Annotated in this window: 16 protein-coding genes and 3 tRNA genes; 5 read left to right on the top strand and 14 right to left on the bottom strand. The window is 36.8% G+C overall.

Features of this window, described 5'->3' with window-relative positions; translation table 11 throughout:
• Positions 1–86 precede the first annotated feature (86 nt).
• Both HHL20_RS18350 and HHL20_RS18345 read left to right on the top strand, forming a co-directional pair.
• Positions 87–887: an FkbM family methyltransferase gene (locus HHL20_RS18350; protein ID WP_169232603.1), complete on the top strand. Its 801-nt coding sequence runs from the start codon at positions 87–89 to the stop codon at positions 885–887.
• Entirely contained in the window at positions 884–2,362 is a 1,479-nt protein-coding gene (locus HHL20_RS18345; RefSeq protein ID WP_169232602.1) for a lipopolysaccharide biosynthesis protein, read from the top strand. The genes HHL20_RS18350 and HHL20_RS18345 overlap by 4 nt, the downstream gene beginning before the upstream one ends.
• Here the strand turns inward: HHL20_RS18345 and HHL20_RS18340 are convergent.
• The 4 genes from HHL20_RS18340 to HHL20_RS18325 all read right to left on the bottom strand — a co-directional run bounded on the left by HHL20_RS18340 (position 2,355) and on the right by HHL20_RS18325 (position 6,951).
• Entirely contained in the window at positions 2,355–3,422 is a 1,068-nt protein-coding gene (locus tag HHL20_RS18340; RefSeq protein ID WP_169232601.1) for a hypothetical protein, read from the bottom strand. The genes HHL20_RS18345 and HHL20_RS18340 overlap by 8 nt on opposite strands.
• Positions 3,423–3,473: 51 nt before the next feature.
• Entirely contained in the window at positions 3,474–4,328 is an 855-nt protein-coding gene (locus HHL20_RS18335) for a glycosyltransferase family 2 protein (RefSeq protein ID WP_169232600.1), read from the bottom strand.
• An 85-nt stretch (positions 4,329–4,413) separates the two neighbouring features.
• Positions 4,414–5,814 (bottom strand): aspartate ammonia-lyase, encoded by a 1,401-nt coding sequence (gene aspA, locus HHL20_RS18330; protein WP_169232599.1) that lies wholly within the window; start codon positions 5,812–5,814, stop codon positions 4,414–4,416.
• 111 nt (positions 5,815–5,925) lie between these two features.
• On the bottom strand, positions 5,926–6,951 hold the full coding sequence (locus HHL20_RS18325; RefSeq protein ID WP_169232598.1) for an N-acetylmuramoyl-L-alanine amidase: 1,026 nt from the start codon (positions 6,949–6,951) through the stop codon (positions 5,926–5,928).
• 138 nt (positions 6,952–7,089) lie between these two features.
• Between HHL20_RS18325 and HHL20_RS18320 the strand changes: the two genes are divergently transcribed.
• From HHL20_RS18320 to HHL20_RS18310, 3 genes are all read left to right on the top strand, one after another.
• Positions 7,090–7,174, top strand: a tRNA-Ser gene (locus tag HHL20_RS18320).
• Positions 7,175–7,193: 19 nt separating this feature from the next.
• Positions 7,194–7,268: transfer RNA gene (locus HHL20_RS18315), tRNA-Pro, on the top strand.
• A gap of 42 nt (positions 7,269–7,310) precedes the next feature.
• Positions 7,311–7,384, top strand: a tRNA-Arg gene (locus HHL20_RS18310).
• 425 nt (positions 7,385–7,809) lie between these two features.
• On the opposite strand, the gene HHL20_RS18305 is transcribed toward HHL20_RS18310, so the two are convergent.
• The 10 genes from HHL20_RS18305 to HHL20_RS18260 form a co-directional block, all read right to left on the bottom strand.
• Positions 7,810–9,387, bottom strand: a complete 1,578-nt coding sequence (locus tag HHL20_RS18305) for a recombinase family protein (protein ID WP_169232597.1) — start codon at positions 9,385–9,387, stop codon at positions 7,810–7,812.
• Between the two features lie 501 nt (positions 9,388–9,888).
• Positions 9,889–10,305, bottom strand: coding sequence for an EamA family transporter (locus HHL20_RS18300; protein WP_027374786.1), 417 nt, complete (start codon positions 10,303–10,305; stop codon positions 9,889–9,891).
• 3 nt (positions 10,306–10,308) lie between these two features.
• Complete coding sequence (locus HHL20_RS18295) at positions 10,309–10,881, bottom strand: phosphatase PAP2 family protein (protein WP_034722844.1); 573 nt, start codon at positions 10,879–10,881, stop codon at positions 10,309–10,311.
• A 16-nt stretch (positions 10,882–10,897) separates the two neighbouring features.
• Positions 10,898–11,596, bottom strand: a complete 699-nt coding sequence (locus HHL20_RS18290; RefSeq protein WP_042723208.1) for a phosphatase PAP2 family protein — start codon at positions 11,594–11,596, stop codon at positions 10,898–10,900.
• A gap of 3 nt (positions 11,597–11,599) precedes the next feature.
• On the bottom strand, positions 11,600–14,713 hold the full coding sequence (locus tag HHL20_RS18285) for an efflux RND transporter permease subunit (protein ID WP_027374784.1): 3,114 nt from the start codon (positions 14,711–14,713) through the stop codon (positions 11,600–11,602).
• Positions 14,710–15,630, bottom strand: coding sequence for an efflux RND transporter periplasmic adaptor subunit (locus HHL20_RS18280; RefSeq protein WP_157761370.1), 921 nt, complete (start codon positions 15,628–15,630; stop codon positions 14,710–14,712). The genes HHL20_RS18285 and HHL20_RS18280 overlap by 4 nt, the downstream gene beginning before the upstream one ends.
• Before the next feature lie 7 nt (positions 15,631–15,637).
• Entirely contained in the window at positions 15,638–16,924 is a 1,287-nt protein-coding gene (locus HHL20_RS18275) for a TolC family protein (protein ID WP_169232596.1), read from the bottom strand.
• A gap of 53 nt (positions 16,925–16,977) precedes the next feature.
• Positions 16,978–17,403 carry a PepSY-like domain-containing protein gene (locus HHL20_RS18270; RefSeq protein WP_050009682.1) on the bottom strand — a complete coding sequence of 142 codons (426 nt, stop codon included), beginning with the start codon at positions 17,401–17,403 and terminating at the stop codon, positions 16,978–16,980.
• A gap of 63 nt (positions 17,404–17,466) precedes the next feature.
• Entirely contained in the window at positions 17,467–18,219 is a 753-nt protein-coding gene (locus tag HHL20_RS18265; RefSeq protein ID WP_042723207.1) for a COG4705 family protein, read from the bottom strand.
• A 55-nt stretch (positions 18,220–18,274) separates the two neighbouring features.
• Positions 18,275–20,101, bottom strand: coding sequence for an LTA synthase family protein (locus HHL20_RS18260; protein ID WP_228375279.1), 1,827 nt, complete (start codon positions 20,099–20,101; stop codon positions 18,275–18,277).
• Positions 20,102–20,215 lie beyond the last annotated feature (114 nt).

The raw sequence follows: 20,215 nt of genomic DNA, 5'->3' as shown, positions 1-20,215 counted from the left end.
CGTTGATAGCCAGACACTTATAATTTAGCTGTTTTAACATTAATTTAACATTTTTATGTATATTTGCTCTTGTCAAAAGCAAAAGAATGTCTCTATACCAAAGAATCGCTGAAAATCTGCAATATATAAGTCCCGGTTTTTACAAAAAAAGATTTTTTAAGAGTTTAAATAATCTTAGTAAAGACAATTTCTCTGCAAGAAATGTAGAACCGGAATTGGTATGGATTAAGGAATTCCTGAATAAAAAATCTGTGATTTTGGATATCGGGGCCAATGTAGGAACATTTTTGTACCAACTTGAAAACAAGCTGGATCATGAACAAATCTATGCTTTTGAACCTAACAAAAAATTATACAGACGGCTTAAAAGACTTTTTCCGGCGATGCGGGTCTTCCCTCTGGCTCTCTCGGATGAAAATACCACAGCTGAGTTTAAGGTTCCGGTGATCAATGGAAGAACGATTGCTTCGCGAGGAACACTGAATACTTCTTACAAAGAAAGAGGCGAAGAAAGGAGCTATACCGAAAAGGTGAAAGTAATACGGCTTGATGACTGGGCTGCTATTGAAAATTTCCACAGACTGGATTTTATCAAAATAGATGTTGAAGGCAACGAGATCAAAACACTTTCCGGTGCCCGCGAAGTAATCTGCAAATTCTTGCCCGTTCTCATGGTAGAAATGGAACAGAGACATCATAATACCCCGATCTGGCATGAAATTTCCGAAGTAGAATCCTGGGGATATGATGCCAATTATTTAAACCGGACTACTTTTGAGCTCGAAAAATTAACAGAAGAAATTTTGCTGAAGAATATAAGTGACGAAAAAAATAAAAAAGAATACATCAATAATATTATCTTCATCCCCAAAAGCCCACAAAAATGAGTGTAGTTGCAAGACAAGGGTTTAAGTATTCTATCATTGGCTATGTAGGTTTTCTGCTGGGTACCGTTTCCGCAATTTTTATCTTCCCGAACGATTTTGAATTTTATGGCAAACTGAGATACAGCATGCAGACCGCAGAAATGCTGGTTCCTTTTGTTGTTTTCGGGATCTCCTATGCAAACGTGAAATTTTTCCACAATGTACAGAAAGACGGCAAAAACCAGAATATGCTTTCCCTGTCATTGCTTACGATCTGTATTAATTTCCTGATCTTCTGCGGCGTATTTTTAATACTCCCCTACTTTTATCCCCAGTTTTTACAGACCCAGGCATGGAACATCAAAGGAATTATTCTGCCGCTGATACTGGTGTTGTCATTGTGCGCTATATTCAATAAATATACTTCCAATTATAAACGGATCGTTGTCTCCAATATTTTTGACAATCTTTTTCCTAAAATAGCCAACCTTGGCGCATTCTGCCTTTTTTTTTATTTTGCACTTTCGCAGAAAACGGCACTGGCTTTTTTCTTCGGGATCTTTGCACTGATGCTCTTTGGATATATTTATTACACAAATAAACTGGATAAAATCAATCTTGATTTCAGCACCGATTATTTTAAGAAAGACGGCTTCTGGAAAGAATTTATGAATTACAGTTTTTTCGGTTTCCTAGGCACTTTCGGGAATTATCTTGCCATCAACAGCTTTATGATCGGCGAATATATGGGAATGGAGGAAAACGGGATTTATTCAACTTTATATGCTTTGATTTCCCTGATTTCGATTCCGCAGCTGGGATTGTTTAATATTTCAGCTCCGATTATCAGTAAGCATCTTTTAGACGGCGATATGGAAGGACTGGATAAATTCCATAAGAAAACCTCGCTTACCCTGTATTTTTTAGGAGCAGTTTTGTTCTCATGCATTATGGTCGGTTTTCCTTACCTGACTTATTTTATGCCTAAAAACGGAATGTTACTGAGAGAATATGAGCCGGTAGTCTGGATCTGGGGTTCGGCTGTTTTAATTGATTTGGCAACAGGTTTCAACGGGAATATTATTTCTCTTTCAAAGTACTACAAATTCAATATTCTGGTAATGCTTCTGCTTGCAGGGCTCACTATTTCTTTAAATTTATATTTTTTGAAAAATACGGATTTGAAACTAATCGGTATTGCGCTCTCTACAGCCATTTCACTGACCACTTATAATGTAGTGAAGATCGTTTTTAATTATTTTGTATTTAAAGTTTCGCCGCTTACGATTGAGATGATTTTTGTTTCGATTATCTGTACACTGGCCATTACCGTGGCAATTGTGCTGCCGAATTTCAGCAATAACTTCATCAATCTCATTTATAAACCTGCAGTGGTTTTGCTTTTGATTTTTATCGGTAATTATTTTACGAAAGTATTTCCGATTGAAGATTATTTGAACAAAAATTTTATTAAAAGTATCTTTAAATTTAAATAGAGCTCAAGCTGTCTAAAAGATTTTCAAGGTTTTGCCTTACTGTCTGCTTACTGTAATCTTTCTGAAAATCGAAATGAAGGCCTCTGAGTTCTTCAAACTGTCGAATAAGATCGGACTGCTCAGGAATAATGAAATCCAGTGAAGACCGATAGTTTTCCGGAAACACAGCCAGCTTTCCAAATTTTATGGCATCGCCAATATTTCCGGTCATTTTTGTCCTTCCATATATTTCTTTTTGGCTAAAAAACTCTGTTTCCTGTTGAATCGGGCACCATAAAACGTCTGCTTTCTGCATCCACTGCTCAAAGTCTGCCTGGGAAACTCTCTCCGGAAAATACGTAATATTAACATATTGTAAAGATCGTTCCAAATCTGTAAGTTTATTTAATTCGGCATGATCAGCCTTACCCAGAAACACAAATTCTATCTGCTTTTTCTGAATGTCTGAATCAGTATACAGCTGTTCAATTTTTTTGATCTCGGAAAATACCTTTTTATAATCTCTCCTCTTCTGGCTTACTCCGCCGGGAATAACGATTGTCAGGATATCCGTATCGGTTTTTACTGACTGTTTTGTATAGAAGAGTGGTAAAAATCTGAAGCGTTCCGAGCTTAGCGCCCCATCAAGAACCAAAAGGCCTTTTGCTTTCCCGTAAATTTTTGATGAATACAGCAATCCTTCTTTCCATAAAAGTTTTAACCGGTAAATGCTGTCTTTTTTGAATATATTTTTTAACAGACTGAAATTTGAAGCACTGATAAAGTTAATATTGTGAACAATAACCGCTGTATTATATTTTTCAGCAATAGCAGAAAATGTATTAAAATACCGGTGAACAGTTCCTATTATAACCAGGTCATATTTCCTCGATTTCAGCTGATCGGAAATCATCGAACTGTCGGAAAGATAGACGGATTGCGCATTATCAGTAATCTGATCTTTAATTTTTTTTGAAAAATAATAGTCTACCGAAAAAGCCTCTGATCCCTTCATGATCTCCATGAAAGACTGGGCAATTTCTGCGTGGGTATCAATTTCTATGTAGGCTATTCTTTTCAAGTGATGTTTTTTAAATAACATTTGTATTTTAAGCGATAAGCTTATGCTGAATTACATTTTGAGCCATTTTTGCTTAAGCATTTCCCAGCGTTGGCGGTTGATGACTTTTCTTTCCTGTTCAGAAATTTTTAATTCCAATTTTTTCCTGCGGTAATTTTCATAGGAGCCGATAATCTTAAAAAAGAAAGAAACGGACTTGCTTTTTGCCGCCTCCTTAAAAGAAGCTATATAAGCTAAAAACCTGTTTAACCCCAGAAAATAGAAATATTTACCGTAATATTCGGCAGGTTTTATGGTGTAATCTGTTCCTTTTACTTTGATTAAATGCACATGCAGTTCTGGTAAGACAACTTCTTTCCAGCCTAGGTTCTGAAGAAGGATCGCATCAATATTGTCCCACCCTAAGGTTTCCCTGATCCCGTTCATTTGTATAAAGCTCTCTTTCCGATATGCCTTTACCGGACCCCGTACATGATGTTTATTAGAGTTTCCTTCGTACACCCAATCTCCGTTTTTCTCGACATATAAAAGTCCACCAACCAATCCGTACTCTGGGTTGCTACGAAATGCTTTATCTATTTTTTCCAGATAATTTTCAGGAAATATGACATCAGAATCAAATTTACAAATGACGTCAAACATATTTACATCCTGTGTTTCCAGTCCTTTTTTAAAAGCATTAACAACCTTTGAACCTGGCTGGTGTAAAGATTTCTGCAGATTTACGGTTTCAAACCGGGAATCCTGATCGGTATATTTTCTAATTACTTCTGAAGTATTATCCGCAGAACCGTCGTTTACAATTACTATTTTAAAATCCTTAAAGCTTTGCCGCTGTAAAGAATCCAGTGTAAAAGGAAGATTACTCTCTTCGTTATGCGCAGGAATTATGATTAAAAACCTCACTTTAAATTTATAAATGATGATTGATAAGTGATAAACAATGTTGCCGTTTTACCTGTCAGTTATTATTTATCACTTATCGTTTATTTTATTTGTTATGCGGTTTCAGCATGTTTCTGGGATCAAGAATTTCATCCAGTTTTTCCTGGGAAAGAATGCCTTTTTCCAATACCAGATTATAAACACTTTTCCCGGTTTCAAGAGCTTCTTTTGCAATTTCTGTAGAATATTTGTAGCCAATATATGGGTTCAGTGCGGTTACGATTCCGATGCTGTGTTTTACCATATTTAAGCATACTTCACGGTTTGCGGTGATTCCTACCACACATTTTTCACGCAGGGTGTCGATTGCATTGCAAAGAAAATGAATATTTTCCATGATGGCATGTGAAAGTACAGGCTCCATCACATTGAGCTGCAACTGCCCTGCCTCTGCAGCAAAAGTAACGGTAAGATCGTTTCCGAAAACTTTAAAACAAACCTGGTTGACTACTTCCGGAATCACAGGATTTACTTTACCCGGCATAATGGAAGATCCCGGCTGCATCGGAGGAAGATTAATCTCGAAAAGGCCAGCTCTCGGTCCCGAAGAAAGCAGTCTCAAATCATTGCATATTTTTGACAGTTTTACTGCGAGCCGTTTCATTGCAGAAGAATAAATAACATAAGATCCTGTATCCGGTGTTGCTTCTACCAAATCGGGTGCTGAAACTACCGGAAATCCTGAAATCTGTGCAAGATTTTTTGCACATAAAACAGCATACCCAATCGGCGCATTTAATCCCGTTCCGATGGCGGTGGCTCCCATATTCACTTCTACGAAGAGATTGGCGTTATTATTTAATTTAGAAATATCTTCCTCCAAAGTTGCGGCGAATGCTTCAAACTCCTGCCCTAACGTCATTGGAACAGCATCCTGAAGCTGTGTACGGCCCATCTTGATCACATCATGGAATTCTTTTCCTTTTTCCCTGAATGCCTCAACAATTTTTTCAAGCTTTTCCACCAGAATTGCATTCATCTGCAGCAATCCCATTTTGATGGCTGTAGGATAAGCATCATTGGTAGATTGTGAAAGATTGACATGGTCATTTGGTGAACAGAACTGATATTCCCCTTTATTTTTACCTAATTTTTCTAAAACCCTGTTGGCTATCACTTCATTGGCGTTCATATTGATGGATGTGCCGGCTCCTCCCTGGATCATATCTACAGGAAACTGCTCGTGAAGCTCACCGTTGATGATTTCATCACAAACTTCAGCAATATTGAAATACATTGTCTCATCAAGAAGTCCAAGTTCGTAGTTTGTTTTTGCTGCCGCTTTTTTCACGTATGCTAACCCTCGGATAAACTGAGGATAGGAGGATAACAGCTGCCCTGAAATTTTAAAATTATTAATCGCTCTCTGCGTCTGTACTCCATAATAAGCATTTATCGGAACATTTAATTCGCCCAATAAATCACTTTCTTTTCTGAAATTTTCCATAATGTATAGATTAATGTAACCGTTTAGCAATGTATTAATTTAACAATAAAGAAGCAGTTGAAATCTTTAAAAATTTAAATAATATACACTGATAAAAATACATTATTATATTTATTTTACCGGATATTTAAGTATCAAAGCCTGTAATATTGCAAAAGTTTCGGGATCCATGATCCCGTCATAATTCTGCGGTCTGAAGTGATACTGAAAAGCTTCTATGGTTTTCTTGGTAGCATCATCCCATTTTCCGCTAAGATCCAGTCCGTAGCCGAATTTCTGTAATTGCGTCTGAACGTTGAAAATAAACGTTGAATCGTTATATTTCGTTTGAAAATCTGTAGATACGGCAAGGTCGTAGAAACTTTGTTTTGCAGTTTCATCATACCACATCCCGATCTGATATTCATCATAGAGTCTTTTCCAAGGAAATGTAGGACCCGGATCCTGTTTTCTTGTAGGAGCAATATCTGAGTGCGCAAGAATATTGGTGGCCGGAATCTGATACCGGTTTGCAATATCTTTTACCAGGGCCGCTACTTTTTTGATCTGCGCTTCGTCAAAAGGAGCAAATATTCTTTTGCCGGAGGCATCGGTTGTATAACCGGTATTTACAATTTCAATTCCAATTGAAGTGTCATTAAGGTTTTTATCTGCTCTCCATGCGCTTACACCGGCATGATAAGCACGCTTATTTTCATCAACCAGCTGGTAAATTTCGTTATCTCCTGTATTGTTTACAAGGTAATGTGCACTTACAGCCTGCTGGGTAAGAACCGTAATGGATTTATCATCAGGTAAAGCCGTATAATGCAGGATAAGGTACCTCTGTCTGAAATTTTGTGCAACAGCCGGAAAATAATCTTTTACAACTTTATAACCCGCAGGTTTTGCAGAAACAATAGACCCATAACTTGCGGTATTATCATTGTTTGCCGCATTAGCAATATTGGTTGTAAAAAAGTCGACTCCATGTTCCGTAGAAACCTTTGGTTTTGGCTTTTCGGCTGTGGTATTAGCGGTAGTTTTAGGCTGTACTGACGGGGTTCTTGGGATGTACTGCCTTTTTTTGGCATTTTGCTGTGAAGTACAGGAAAAAACGACTGTACTTAATCCGATGATATATAATGTTTTACGCATTTGTTTATTTTTTATGGCAGTTTATCAGCTCAAAAATACGCAAATTTTTCTTGAAAAATATTTGGTAAATAAAGAAATCTATTCTATATTTGCACTCGCAATAAAGGAACAACGATCATTAAAAAACAAAGACAAACAGGAGGGTTGCCGGAGTGGTTAACGGAGCAGTTTGCTAAACTGTCGACGCGAAAGTGTCGCAAGGGTTCGAATCCCTTACCCTCCGCTTTTCTATATATCTTTTTCGGGGCGTAGCGTAGTCCGGTCATCGCGCCTGGTTTGGGACCAGGAGGTCGCAGGTTCGAATCCTGCCGCCCCGACTTTTACAAGCTTATTTACTAAGCGAGAATCAACTTTATAATGGGTGCGTAGCTCAGCTGGATAGAGCATCTGCCTTCTAAGCAGACGGTCAAAGGTTCGAATCCTTTCGCGCTCACTTAATGACACCATTAGGACAATTTAGGCCAAATGGTGTCATTTTATTTATAAATCCTTGTTATTCAGTCTATTTATATTACTTTCCACCCTTTTACCTTATTTTTTAAAGCAAAATTTTTTTCTTAAAAAACAAATATTTTATCTTTTTTAGACGATTTTTCGATTAAAGCTCCATATCGTTGCTACGAACCTGACAGGATTCGAACCTTTTCAAAAATATTAAATAACTGAAAATCAACTATATATTAAAATAATTTTGTTTCTGTGGTACAAAAGGTTCGAAAAGTCAAGCCCACAAAGTTATCTGTACAGGATTCCGAACACTTCAAAAGTTCCACAAAAACCTGTTTTCCAGCATTTTATATAAATATAATTTAAAATATCAGCTTTACTCTGAAAAATCAAAAACTAATCAATCAATTTTTAGATATTTTTTAAGTTTTGTTCATACCCTAAAAAATATAATTCTTTAAAAAATTCAACTATTGCTTGCTCTGTCTGCTGACCGTGGATTTCTTTTATTTTCGAAGCTGAAGCAGTTAATCCAAATATAGTCTGAACACTTTCTGATAGCATTTTTTCAATATTCCCTTCTATTACTTTTACTTTATCCGGAAAAAACAACCTGATAATTCTCTGTTTGGTTATAGTATCTGAATTTCCATAAAACTCCCCTAAGTGGTTAATTATGTAATCAGTTCCCTTTTCTGTATGTTTTTCAGCCACTATTTTTAAAGCCTGCTGTCTCAATTTATCAGTATTATCTTTTAAAGATTCCTGACAACGACTTCTTATTAGTATATAATCATCATAGTCAATATTCCCATTTGAAAATAGCTTTTGTGCATTGAATCCCCTATCAATCAATTTTTCCATTTCTTTCTTTATCTCCTCTTTTTTCTGAATATAATCATGATGTTCTTCACCGTAAATTTCCTTTGAGATACTATTGGTAAGTTCTAAAAATGGTTCTACCACTCTATTATTCTTAAGGAATGAAAGAAAACTCAAATTGATAACGTCAGCTCTTACCCGGTATGAACAACGTCCCATACAATGGTAATAATAATATTTTTTAGTATGTCCCTGCGAGCCACTTCCTGTAAGCGTATTTCCACAATTAGGACATTGTAGGACACCTCTAAAAATTAAATTTTCATTGACTATCCTTTTTGAAGTTAGTTTCTTAGGATGGTTTAAATCTGCGTCTTTTATTATTCTTTGAACATGATCAAATAAAACGACAGGTATAAGACGCTCATGAGTACCCTCAACAATTCTTTCAGATTTATCTTCGAATGCCGGAATTTTTATTTTACCACAATAAATAGGATTTCTTACCAACCGATAAAAAGCACTTCTACTACAACTAAGCCCATTTGATACCGCATCCTTGTATATTTCAGTTAAACAATATTTATTTTGTCTCACTATAGCTGTAAAAGCCTCACGGATAATATATGCTTCCGGTTCGTAGAGGGCTATATATTTTTTCCCATCAGATGTGATTTTATTTCTATATCCTATAGGAGCCTTATTGATCCATCTTCCTTCCAGTCTTGCTTTTTGCATTCCCAAACGTACATTACGGCTTCTTTTATCGTTTTCTACTTCAGAAGTAGCCCAATACATTGCCAACATAATTTTACTTTCCGGGATTGAGAAGTCTATCTGCTGTTCAATTGCCTGAATTGAGACTTTCATATTCTGCAATCTTTCTAACATCTTATAAGCGTCCATAATATTGCGGCTGAATCGATCCCAATAAGTAAAGAGAATAAGTGAAGATTGGTTCTTAGTGAGCTTAAGTTCAGCGAACAACTTGTTCCACTCCGGTCGGTTAAATGTTTTTGCAGAATAGTCTTCGAAAATAGTTTTGGCAATAATGAGATTGTGATCTTTACAATAATGCACAAGTCGATCCAACTGGCTGCGTTGGGAATATCCTTTTACAGCCTGTTCATCAGTACTGACTCGTATGTACAGATAAACGGCTTGCATGGCGTAGTATTAATTAAAGTCCTTTAGTTAAAGTTCCTATATAATTTAAACGAAAAACAGAAGAATTTATTTGACTAGTTTATGTACATATTTTAACAAAAATTTTATGCTTCGGTTATATTCTGTTTTACCGGAATAGTATGACTAACGATGGAGAAAAAGACTCATATCTGACCTATACTGACAAGCTTTATTTACATAAACATTAGAATGGATGACAGGACAAAGTAACAGCTAAATGATTTGATCAACAGTTATGTTTTAAGTTATAAATACTATTAACCATGTCTAAAATTGCGATTCGCATTGGAATCAATAATGTTGACAGGTATACTCAACTGGAGGGTGCTACAAGAGGAGTTCTTCATTTCTTCCAATGTGCATAAAACACAGCTATGAAACCAAACTTTTTACCGATGATAACGGGCTAACCGCTCAAGTTCTTTTAGCACTAAATTTAATCATTAAATATTTTCATTTTATTACGTTATCAAACATTGCTCACTCCAAAATCAATAATACAGTTCCACCAATAATTAATAAAGCCCCGATTGCCGTTTTTAAGGTCAATGTTTCGCCTAGGAATAATACCGATAACACTATGGTTAGTGATACACTAAGTTTATCCACTGGTGCAACTTGCGACACTTTGCCTATTTGTAACGCTTTAAAATAGAATATCCAGGAAAGTCCTGTCGCAATACCAGATATCACGAGGAAAATCAAGTTCTGTTTTGATAATGTTGTAATTCCTCTTGTTTCGCCTCTGGCTAAAACTATTCCCCACGCAACAATTAATATAATAACAGTTCGGATAGCAGTCGCAAGGTTAGAGTTAACACCTGTAATACCGATTTTTGCAAATATTGCTGTAAGCGATGCAAACAAGGCAGAAAGCAATGCATATATCCACCACATAATTTAATTTTTTAAAAAGGTCGGTTTAAAGCTTCTATATATCCAAAAGAATAATGTTCCATTCAAGAGCCCAAGCATTATGGGCACAACAACATCTGTGGGATAATGGACTCCAAGATATATTCTGCTATAGGAAACAAAAAATGCCCACGGAAATAATATATAAGGCATCCAACTTATATTTTTATAAGTCGCTTTGCTAAGGTAAGTCGCAAGCGAAAAAACATTTAATGTGTGAGCAGATACAAAACCATATTGCCCTCCTGTATAACCATTAACGTAATGCAAAAGATTTTGCAATCCTTCTGTATGACTGGGTCTTAAGCGTTCAAATAGTGGACGAATAATAGATGCTGCCAATTGGTCGCTTAACGTAATTAATGGGAGAATAAGGAAAATAATCCACCAGCTTTGCTTTTTATATTTTAAAATCAATATAATTAAAATAGCAAGATAAAACGGAATCCAGCTCAACTTTTCGCTGGCAAACCACATTATCTGATCCATAAAATCTGTGTGATGACCGTTGATCCACAGTAATATTTGTTTATCTTTTTCTAATATCCAATCAATCATTCTCTTTATATTTTAGTTAGTCTTTATAATCAGAAACTCTTTTAGGTTTGCCCCACTTGTACCGATGTGTCCAATAGGCTATTTTAGTAGAAAGAATGCCAATACCTGCCGCAACCAATACATCACTTATGTAATGCTTGTTATTTGCCATTCTTAATGCACCAACTCCTGATGCTAAACCGTATGAAACATAGGGTACCCATTTATACCGATAACCATATTCTTCAGATAATAAAGTTGCAGCTGCAAATGCCTGGGCAGTATGACCGGAAGGAAAAGAATTGTAAGCACTTCCATCGGGTCTTAAGGTTTTTGTTGTGTTTTTCAGAAGTTCAACCGATGCAAACATAATCAGTTCGCTTTTTAGTAAAATGACCGAGCGATTAGCAATATCTGTTTTGGGTTTCATTCCGATGGCTTCAAATCCATAAGTTAGTGCTATGGGTGAAAATTGAAGGTAGTCATCCAATCTTGTTCTGAATTTTGGTATAGCTTCATTTCGTTCTTCAACAAATTCATTTTTTACAGATTCGCGACCGCTGCCATTAAATGCTATCCCTGTTAGGATAAGTCCTGATGGAATGATAAGTTGTTTAGGTTGAAAGCGAAGTGGTTTGTACGAGTAAATACTATCCATTTTCTGGGCATCTACATTTGCTGTAAATAAAATGGAGCATATCAATGTAAAACATAATCTTGACAAAATATTTTTCATAAATCAGTCTCTTTTATTTGTTCTGTATATTAATCTGATAAAACTTGGGAAAACAAAAAGCAATAAAGGGATTCCTGCCACAAAACCACCAATTACGGCGATTGCCAATGGCTGTTGCATCTGAGCTCCAAGACCAATTCCTAAAGCGAGCGGCATTAATGCCAGGATGGCACCGATAGCCGTCATTAGTTTTGGTCGGATGCGTAAAGCAATCGCATATTGAATGGACTGGTCAACACTGGCACCCGATTTTAAGTTGGCGAAAAACTGGTTTACCGTGAAAATGGCATTCTCTGCAATGATGCCTACAATCATAATAATGCCAGTATAACTTCCCACATTCAAAGGGATACCCGTAACATACAACGCCATCAGGCAGCCTGAAATTCCTAATACAGAAACCAGTAGAATCGATAATGAAATGAGCCAGTGACGGAACAAAAACAGCAATACGGCAAAGACCAATAAAGATGCTGTAATCAGGATTAACAGTAATTCTTTGAAAGAAGACTGCTGTTCTGAATAAGCTCCTCCATACTCTATGGTATATCCTTGGGGCAACGATAGTTCTTTTGCAAATGTTTGCTGTATTTCTTGAATGGTACTACCAAGATCCCTGTTGTTCAATCTTGCGGTGAGTACTACATTGGATTTCAGGTTTTCCCGGCGCAGTTCAGTTTCACCATCAATCATTCGTACTTCACAGAAAAATGATAATGGTTTAGTCGTACCATCGGGAAGAAATATCAGGTCATTTTTTATCTTTTCCAGGCTGTTGTCCTTAAAATCAGTAAACCGCATCAATATTCTCCGCATTTGTTCTCCATCCTGAATACTGCCGGACTGTACGTCACCTGCCATCGCCAGCTGAGCAGGGTTTAGCGTTGGCCCATTGGCATTAATCCCTAACGGAACCCCACCCGTATATGCCGTAAGCTGCGTTTGAAAATCGGTAAGTGATATATTAAACTGTGCCAGCTTTTCCACATTGGGAGTAAATACCATTGAGGGGCCTGCCTGTACCAGACCATTCTCTATATCTGCAATGCCATTGATATGAGTAAGGATATTTCCTGCCTGAGCGGCTAATTGTTCCAGCTTCTTCTGGTCATCACCAAAGATTTTAATTTCTACAGGGCTTGGCGTACTCATCAGGTCACCTAGTAAATCAGAAATTCTTTGCCCGAACGATACGTGCAATGAAGGTTGCGTGGCTTCGATTTTCTTTCTTAGGTCATCAATCACATCCACCGTTGTATGCTGATGATTGGGTTTTAGCTGAATAGAATAATCGCCGAAATTTTGTGGAACGGTTCTGAATGCCATTCGCATCCCTGTTCTTCGGCTGTAGGTTTCTATTTCTGGGTGATGAATAAGTAGTTGCTCTACTTCACGCAGCATACGGTCGGTTTCTTCAAGGCTGGTACCACTTGGTGAGTAATAATCCATCACAATGGTACCTTCATCCAGGTCGGGAAGAAATCCTGTTTCCAGTTTGCCTGAAACCAGCCACGCACCGCCAGCCAATACAAGCACAAAAACAATAGCATAAACGGGGCGATGAAATAAATTGGTCAGCCATTTTAATTGATGGGTATTGACACTATGCGGGTGTTGCGTTTTTGAAGAATGTTTAAACCCAATAGCCAGGTGCAATACTGGCAACACAAACCAGGTAACAAGGAAGGAGCAAACCAATACAATCTGCATTGTATCTGATAACTCTTTGAAGAAACTGCCTGCCAAACCGCTCATCATCCGGAACGGAATAAAAATAACAATGGTTGATAAGGAAGAACCCACCATCGCCGGAAACAGATCTTTGATGGCTTGTTTTACAATGCTGTAATTATCTTTCTCGGGATGTTCTTCGTGGGTGCGGTAAATCTGTTCAATGATAACAATCGCATCGTCTATAATTAGACCAATGGCAGCGGCGATTCCTCCAAGCGACATTACATTGATGGTAAGTCCCGATGAGTATAAAAACAGCAGCGATGTAGCTATCGTAACTGGGATGGTAAGCAACACCACCAAGCTTGCACGCCAGGAACGAAGGAATACAATCATTACTAAAATAGCAAGGAGTAAACCTTCGTATATCGTCTTTACCACGCTGTGTATACTATCTCCCACAAAAGCAGACTGATCGTAATAGGTTTTCAGTTCCACACCCGGAGGTAATATTTTTCTGATTTCATCCGCTTTAGCTTGCACATTTTTTGAAAAGTCCAGCAGGTTGATGCCTTGCTGTTTTACAAGGTCTATTAATACAGCATCGTTTCCATTCGCATTGACAATCACAAACTCTTGCTGTTGTTGCAATTCAATTGCAGCAATGTCTTTCAGCTTGATAATCCTGTTGCTGTCGGACCTGACGATGACGTTCTCCAACGCTTCGATATCATTGACACGTGTTTCGGTAAGGCTGAGATACAATCTTCTAAAATCAGAGAGGTTGCCGTTCGATTCTATAAAATTTGTATTGTTGAATACCGTAATTAAAGTACTGGGGGTAATACCCAAGGAAGACATTTTAACTGCATCTGGCTTTACCACATATTCTTTCACTTTGCCTCCTCTAACAATGGCGTTTGAAATACCAGGTACTTGTGAAAATAGCGGCCGTACATGCAAGTTAGCATAGTCTTTCAACGTAACCAGATCAGTACTCTTACTTTCAAGGGTATAGCCATATACAGGAAAAAGCGATTGGTTCATTGCTTCGGCAGAAATAACAACACCCGGCGGAAGCATAGCTTTGATTTCGTTGATACGGCTTTCTATCTGTGTCTTGGCGGCATAGATATCCACATCCCAGTTGAAATAAACCTCAATTACAGAACTCCCTCTGCTGGTACTGCTTTTCACAGTCGTTACTCCCTTTACCCTTTTTACCGCACTTTCTATAGGTTTGGTTACGGTTATCATCATCCTGTCAATAGGCTGCTGCCCGTTATCTACAATCAGGTTGATCTTGGGGAAGGTAACTTCCGGGAAAAGCGCTGTTTGCATCTTTGTATAAGAATAAACACCAGCAACCAACAATATCAACGCGATAAAAATGATGGGTTTTGAAAACTGGCGGAAATAGTTCTGATACTCCATATTGTTCATCGTTTTTTTATTTTGACTAAAGCCGTATCCGACAATCCGTAGTTTCCTTCGGTCAGTATCCTATCAGTTGAAGAAAAAGCAGGTGAAATAATTTCTACATTATCTTTGTTTCTCATTCCGATCATAACCGGTAATTTTATGGCTGTAGTATCGTTTGCCAGTTTCATCACCCAAAAGTGTTGCAGTAAAGCATCGCTTAAAACGGCTGTTTTTGGTAACACCTGTGCGTGCTGTCTGCTGTTGGTAGTAAGCAATACAGAAGCGACCAATCCTTCGGGCAGGAATATGTTTTTTGAGGGTTTTAGCAAGTATGCCTGTGTTTGATCAATTGCATTTAGCGTAGTAAGCGGCTTTACAATAGTGGCATTTAACTTAGAACCATCGGGTAAAACCAGCAAACAGTTCCTGTTTCTTTCTGCGGAATTATGAAACTCATAAGGCATATTGAGTTGAAAGGCAAGATCATTATTCTGTACAATTGTGCATAAAGGATTTCCTTCCATCACATATTCCCCGATTTGTTGACGGTCTATTATAGTAACCATACCTGAAGTGGGCGCTTTGATGCTTATTTTTCCAAAATTGTTTAACATATTATCACCACTCAAACCATCATTACCAATGGCAGACCTTTCTTTGGTTTCTATTTCAAAGAGTACCTGTCCTTTTTGGACAGCATCTCCATATTTGGTATACACGTGTGTAATAAATCCCGCAATAGGCGCAATAACCTGACTGCGTTTTAAGTAAACTGATGTAGCGGTGAGTTTTGTCTGTTCTTCCATCGGTCTGGTAGCTATTGTTGTATAATCTACTGTAGCAACGGGTTTTATGTCGGCTGGATTTTGCTCCGCTGTATGATGACAGGATGTAATAATTAATCCTGAGAACAATAGGATTAGAGTGGTATATTTCATTGTTTTTCTATTTATTCCAGTAGTTGTAAGCATTGATCAGTAACTGACGGTTGGTCTGCATCGTGATGAAATCTTTTTCCAAACCAATAGCGTTCTTTATCGTATTGACATAATTGATAACAGAAATTTGCCCTCTTATCAGTTCCTGTTTATAGTATCCTAACAGCTTATCATATTCTTTTACCTGGGTTTCGGTCAGCCTGATTCTTTCTTCGATAGCATTTATTTGCTGTAAGAAATTGTTTTTCCGTACCGAATTTTGATTAAGGAAATTTTCTTTATACGCTTGCGTAGTTTGAAGTAAAAAGTTTGTTCTGGTACGATTAATCGCTTTCTGCCCGCCATCAAATAAGGTCATCGTAAAGGAAACCCCTGCACTGATACCGATACGCCTGTAAATGAGCGAAGCATCTGTTGTATTAAACCCACCGTTTGCAAACAAATTCCATTGTGGTTTATATTTAAGTTCAAATATTTTTTGCTGTGCAACAAGTCTGGAGCTATCTAGATTGTATTTTTCGGTAAATGAAGATTCCGTATTATCATTGTTTAAAAACAAATCTAAAGGTGTTATTTTCTTTGATGAATTACTATCTGGTATACCTGCAAGTACATTCATATCCAATATATTCTTGCTGTAAGATGCCTGCATTGTTTGCTGCGCAATAAGTTGAGTTTGAAGTTCTATATCGAGCAATGACAGGTCTGAAAGCTTGATTACGCTACTGTTTACCAACTTCGTTGTGAGCTCTTTCTGATCTTTTAGAATGTTGATGTATTTCGTTAAGAAATCAATCTGGTGCATATCCTGCAGACAAAGGATGTACTGGTCGGTAATTATTTTTTCCAATTCAAAATTGGTCAGGCGTATATTATTTTGGTTTATTTTTATGCCAATACCGGCTTCATCTGCAATAGCAGAAAACCTGGACTTCATAAATAATGGTTGGTTTACTTGTACCAATCCTTGGTATAAGCCTCCATTCGTAAGCCCTGCATCCTGACCATAATAGCTATCAGCATTTCCCGGGCTTAACTGAAGCGAAGTTTTACCATTATTATTGGCTACAACCGGTGCCATAAGATAATTGGCTACGATACCTACCTGTGGTTTGGTATACACGGACTTTAGCCTTTCTAATTCGAGACGTGCAGCTTCTGATTGAAACTGGTTGTCCTTTATTAGCGGGCTATTGCTTTTCGCAGTTTGTATATAGTAATCAAGGGTTTGCTGAGCATAACTCATTGCAGGAAATAGGAATGCTATACCTAACAGAAATCTAAGAACAATCATTATCGGGATACATTTTTATTCAAGTTTAAAAGATTTGAAAAAAGCAGTTCTGGCTACTGAGCAACCTTTATAAAGTGGCCTTTAGAATCGAAAATCAGGTCTTTTTTGCCTACCTCGGCTTCATAGGTAAGATTACCTTTAGCATCAGTAATTTTTGCGGACTCCGCTATTTTCTTACTGGGATAGTTTTGATGGATATACGCTCTGGCTTTTTCAGGAAGCATATTAACGGGAATAGCCTTTTCAGTTTCCAAAATATTGCCTGAAGGGTTGATGAGAACAGAATAGTCTTTATGGTCTTGTATAAAGCCTGCTTCAAAATTGTCTTTTTCCTTTTCCCACCTAATGGTTTTGATAGTTGGAAACTCTTTTTGCAATGCCGATTTTACAACGGCAGGAACTTCCTTTTCTGAAACTTTTTGCGCATAAGTAAAGCTTATGCTTGCAGTAGCTGCCAATAGAAATGCTAACTTTTTCATTGTACTATTTTTTAAAATTTTATAGTACAAAGCTCATAAGTGATTTAGCAATATTTCTGAATTTTAGACGGTAGAAGATTTTTTTCTGAAAGAATTCAGATGAGAAAATATTACCATCATCGATAATAAAATCAGAGACACGATAGAAGCATTTGCTGTTCCGAGATTTAATCCTCCATTTGAAAGGGGTTTGGTAAGAAAATCTCCAAAAGTGGCTCCGAAGGGACGGGTAAAAATGAAGGCGATCCAAAACAATAATACGTGATTGAGCCTTGTAAAATAATGCAGCAGGACAACTACTATAATAATGCAGCCTGTAATCAATGCTCCATTTAAATAACTCAACCCGAGATTATCACTTAAAAAATCTCCGAAAGCAGTTCCTAAACTGTTAGAAAACAATATTGCAATCCAGTATAAAACTTCTTTTCTTTTTTGGAAAATTGGATACACCTCAAGATTATGATACGATTTGTACCAAATAAAGAGCGTGAGAAAAAGAAAAGTTATAAGCATTACGCTTCCTAAAAAATATCCTGCGCCCAAGGTTCGGTCAGTAAAATCAGAAATTTCTGTACCCAATGTGGTTGTGGCAATGATGACCATCCAAAATACAACCGGAATATACTTTTTTAAGGTTAGCTGTATCGACAATATAATGGTGAAAAATATAGCAGTAATTAGCATGCCGGTTCCGTATCCTAATTGCAAAGTCATAGATATAAAATCACCCAAAGTTTCTCCCAAAGTGGTAGCGACAATTTTCATCAGCCAGAAAAGAACCGTTACAGACGCAACTTTATTTAAAGTTTTCATTTTTCCTGTAAAGCTCGCACAGGATTTAGCAGATTTTCTGAATTTTTAGAAGAATTTATTTTTGAATTTCTTTCATTTTCCCTTCTTTAAACCTTTCGCTTGCAGTTTGATAGTAGGAAATGGTTTCATTAGTAAGTTCACTATTTTTAAATTGATCCTCTCTCATCTCCCCGGATTTTTGATCAAAGTTATATTGAACTGTTTTTTTACGGTCGTTAATTTGGGTAAAAATATCTCCTTTTAGCAAACCAAGTGTACGATAATTACCTATGAAAGCACGTTCTTCCCCAATCTTCGTTTGGTTAATATCTTTACCATATAAAGCAGTATTGTAATCCCACCCTAAATAACCGAATAGTGTTGGCATTAAATCAATTTGAGACATCAATCTATCAATTTTCTCAGGCTTTTGATTTAAATTATAAATAATTGCAGGTATGTGATGCTTGTTTATGTTGATTTCCCATTTTCCTGCGCTACTGGCACAATGGTCCGCTACTATGACAAAAACTGTATTTTTAAACCAAGCTTTTGTTTTTGCAAGAGCAATAAATTTTCCTAAAGCATAATCAGTGTATTTAACGGCAGCGTCACGCTCTCCCTGAGGAAGATTTATTTTTCCATTTGGAAAAGTATAGGGCTTATGATTAGATGTTGTCATCACAAATTGAAAGAAAGGTTTTTTTTCTTCAAAGTTGATATCTGCATATTTTATGGACTGTTTGTAAAGATCTTCATCACAAACGCCCCAAGCATTTTCAAAACTTACTTCACTGTCTGGAATACGGTACCGTTTGGTAGCTATATCTTCTGAAAGTGTGTTGCCACGATCCCTGTCAACAATATCAAAACCCTGACCCCCGAAAAAATTGTTCATATTGTCGAAATAACCATCACCACCATAAATGAAATATGGATGATAATTTTTGTTTCTTACAATTGTGGCCACAGAAAAAAGATGTTGATTATCGGGACGCCTTACAATACTGTTTCCAGGAGTGGGCGGAATGGATAAGGTGAGTGCTTCCATTCCCCTCACAGTACGTGTACCAGTCGCAAACAAATTGGTAAAAAATATGCTTTCTGCGGATAGTGCATCATAGTTTGGCGTAAGATTTTGGGTATTACCGAATGATTTTAAAAATTCAGCACTAAAACTCTCAATGGTTAATAAAATAATATTAGGCCTAATAAGTGTTTCGCCTTCGGTTTCTCGTAAAATTTCTGTGTTGCTTTTTGACAAATAGTGCTGGTTGTTTTGCAAAAGTTTTTTTCTTAGAACCAGATAGGCTTGCCTTTGATTTATTGTTGGATAAAAAGTTCCATAATCAAGCTCATTCGATCTGAATGCAGCAAAAAATGAAAACACCCCATTTTTACCTAATTCATTTACCGTAAGATTATTTCCGTTATCAGCCCAATTATTTTTTAAAAAGAAGCCAAGGCTAAAGGTTAATATTAATAGGCTTACACTCATTATCAATCTTTTTAGAAATGGCATTTTATTCGTAAAACTATAAAGGAAAAATTTTTTTTCTTGAAATAAATAGAAACTTAGAACAATCAGAATTAATAATATCCCTATAATCAGCGGAAGTGGATAGGATTGATTGATATTAGTAATAACTTCATAAGTGTATATAAGATAGTCGACAGCAATGAAATTGAATCTTACCCCAAATTCATCCCAAAATGGGATTTCTGCCATCAAACTGAAATACATCAATAACAAAACAATAAAGCAATAACAATAGGTGAATGTTTTATCCAGCAAACTACCAATCCATTTTTTGGGAAGAGCAAGAAGAAAAATGTTATATGTTGTTATGAAAAACAGACCCGTTGTGATATCGAATGAAAATCCTAAAAAAAGTATTTTCATAATATTGGCAACAGTAAAATCAATATTGTGTACCGAATATAAAAGCAACCCTACTCTTAAAAGCAGCGATAAGGTAATGTATAGCGTGAACAGGGAAAAGAGTATAGAAAACCG

The sequence above is a fragment of the Chryseobacterium cheonjiense genome, assembly GCF_012927265.1.
Classification (GTDB): Bacteria; Bacteroidota; Bacteroidia; order Flavobacteriales; family Weeksellaceae; genus Chryseobacterium; species Chryseobacterium cheonjiense.
The sequence above is the reverse complement of the archived record's forward strand: the minus strand, read 5'-3'. Positions and strand labels throughout refer to the sequence as shown.

Excerpts from the sequence above, each read along its gene's own strand:
- HHL20_RS18350 (WP_169232603.1), top strand. The coding sequence starts at position 87 with ATGTCTCTATACCAAAGAATCGCTGAAAATCTGCAATATATAAGTCCC.
- HHL20_RS18345 (WP_169232602.1), top strand. The coding sequence starts at position 884 with ATGAGTGTAGTTGCAAGACAAGGGTTTAAGTATTCTATCATTGGCTAT.
- aspA (WP_169232599.1), bottom strand. The coding sequence starts at position 5,814 with ATGGAAAATTTCAGAAAAGAAAGTGATTTATTGGGCGAATTAAATGTT.
- HHL20_RS18325 (WP_169232598.1), bottom strand. The coding sequence starts at position 6,951 with ATGCGTAAAACATTATATATCATCGGATTAAGTACAGTCGTTTTTTCC.
- HHL20_RS18305 (WP_169232597.1), bottom strand. The coding sequence starts at position 9,387 with ATGCAAGCCGTTTATCTGTACATACGAGTCAGTACTGATGAACAGGCT.
- HHL20_RS18300 (WP_027374786.1), bottom strand. The coding sequence starts at position 10,305 with ATGTGGTGGATATATGCATTGCTTTCTGCCTTGTTTGCATCGCTTACA.
- HHL20_RS18295 (WP_034722844.1), bottom strand. The coding sequence starts at position 10,881 with ATGATTGATTGGATATTAGAAAAAGATAAACAAATATTACTGTGGATC.
- HHL20_RS18290 (WP_042723208.1), bottom strand. The coding sequence starts at position 11,596 with ATGAAAAATATTTTGTCAAGATTATGTTTTACATTGATATGCTCCATT.
- HHL20_RS18285 (WP_027374784.1), bottom strand. The coding sequence starts at position 14,713 with ATGAACAATATGGAGTATCAGAACTATTTCCGCCAGTTTTCAAAACCC.
- HHL20_RS18280 (WP_157761370.1), bottom strand. The coding sequence starts at position 15,630 with ATGAAATATACCACTCTAATCCTATTGTTCTCAGGATTAATTATTACA.
- HHL20_RS18275 (WP_169232596.1), bottom strand. The coding sequence starts at position 16,924 with ATGATTGTTCTTAGATTTCTGTTAGGTATAGCATTCCTATTTCCTGCA.
- HHL20_RS18270 (WP_050009682.1), bottom strand. The coding sequence starts at position 17,403 with ATGAAAAAGTTAGCATTTCTATTGGCAGCTACTGCAAGCATAAGCTTT.
- HHL20_RS18265 (WP_042723207.1), bottom strand. The coding sequence starts at position 18,219 with ATGAAAACTTTAAATAAAGTTGCGTCTGTAACGGTTCTTTTCTGGCTG.
- HHL20_RS18260 (WP_228375279.1), bottom strand. The coding sequence starts at position 20,101 with ATGAAAATACTTTTTTTAGGATTTTCATTCGATATCACAACGGGTCTG.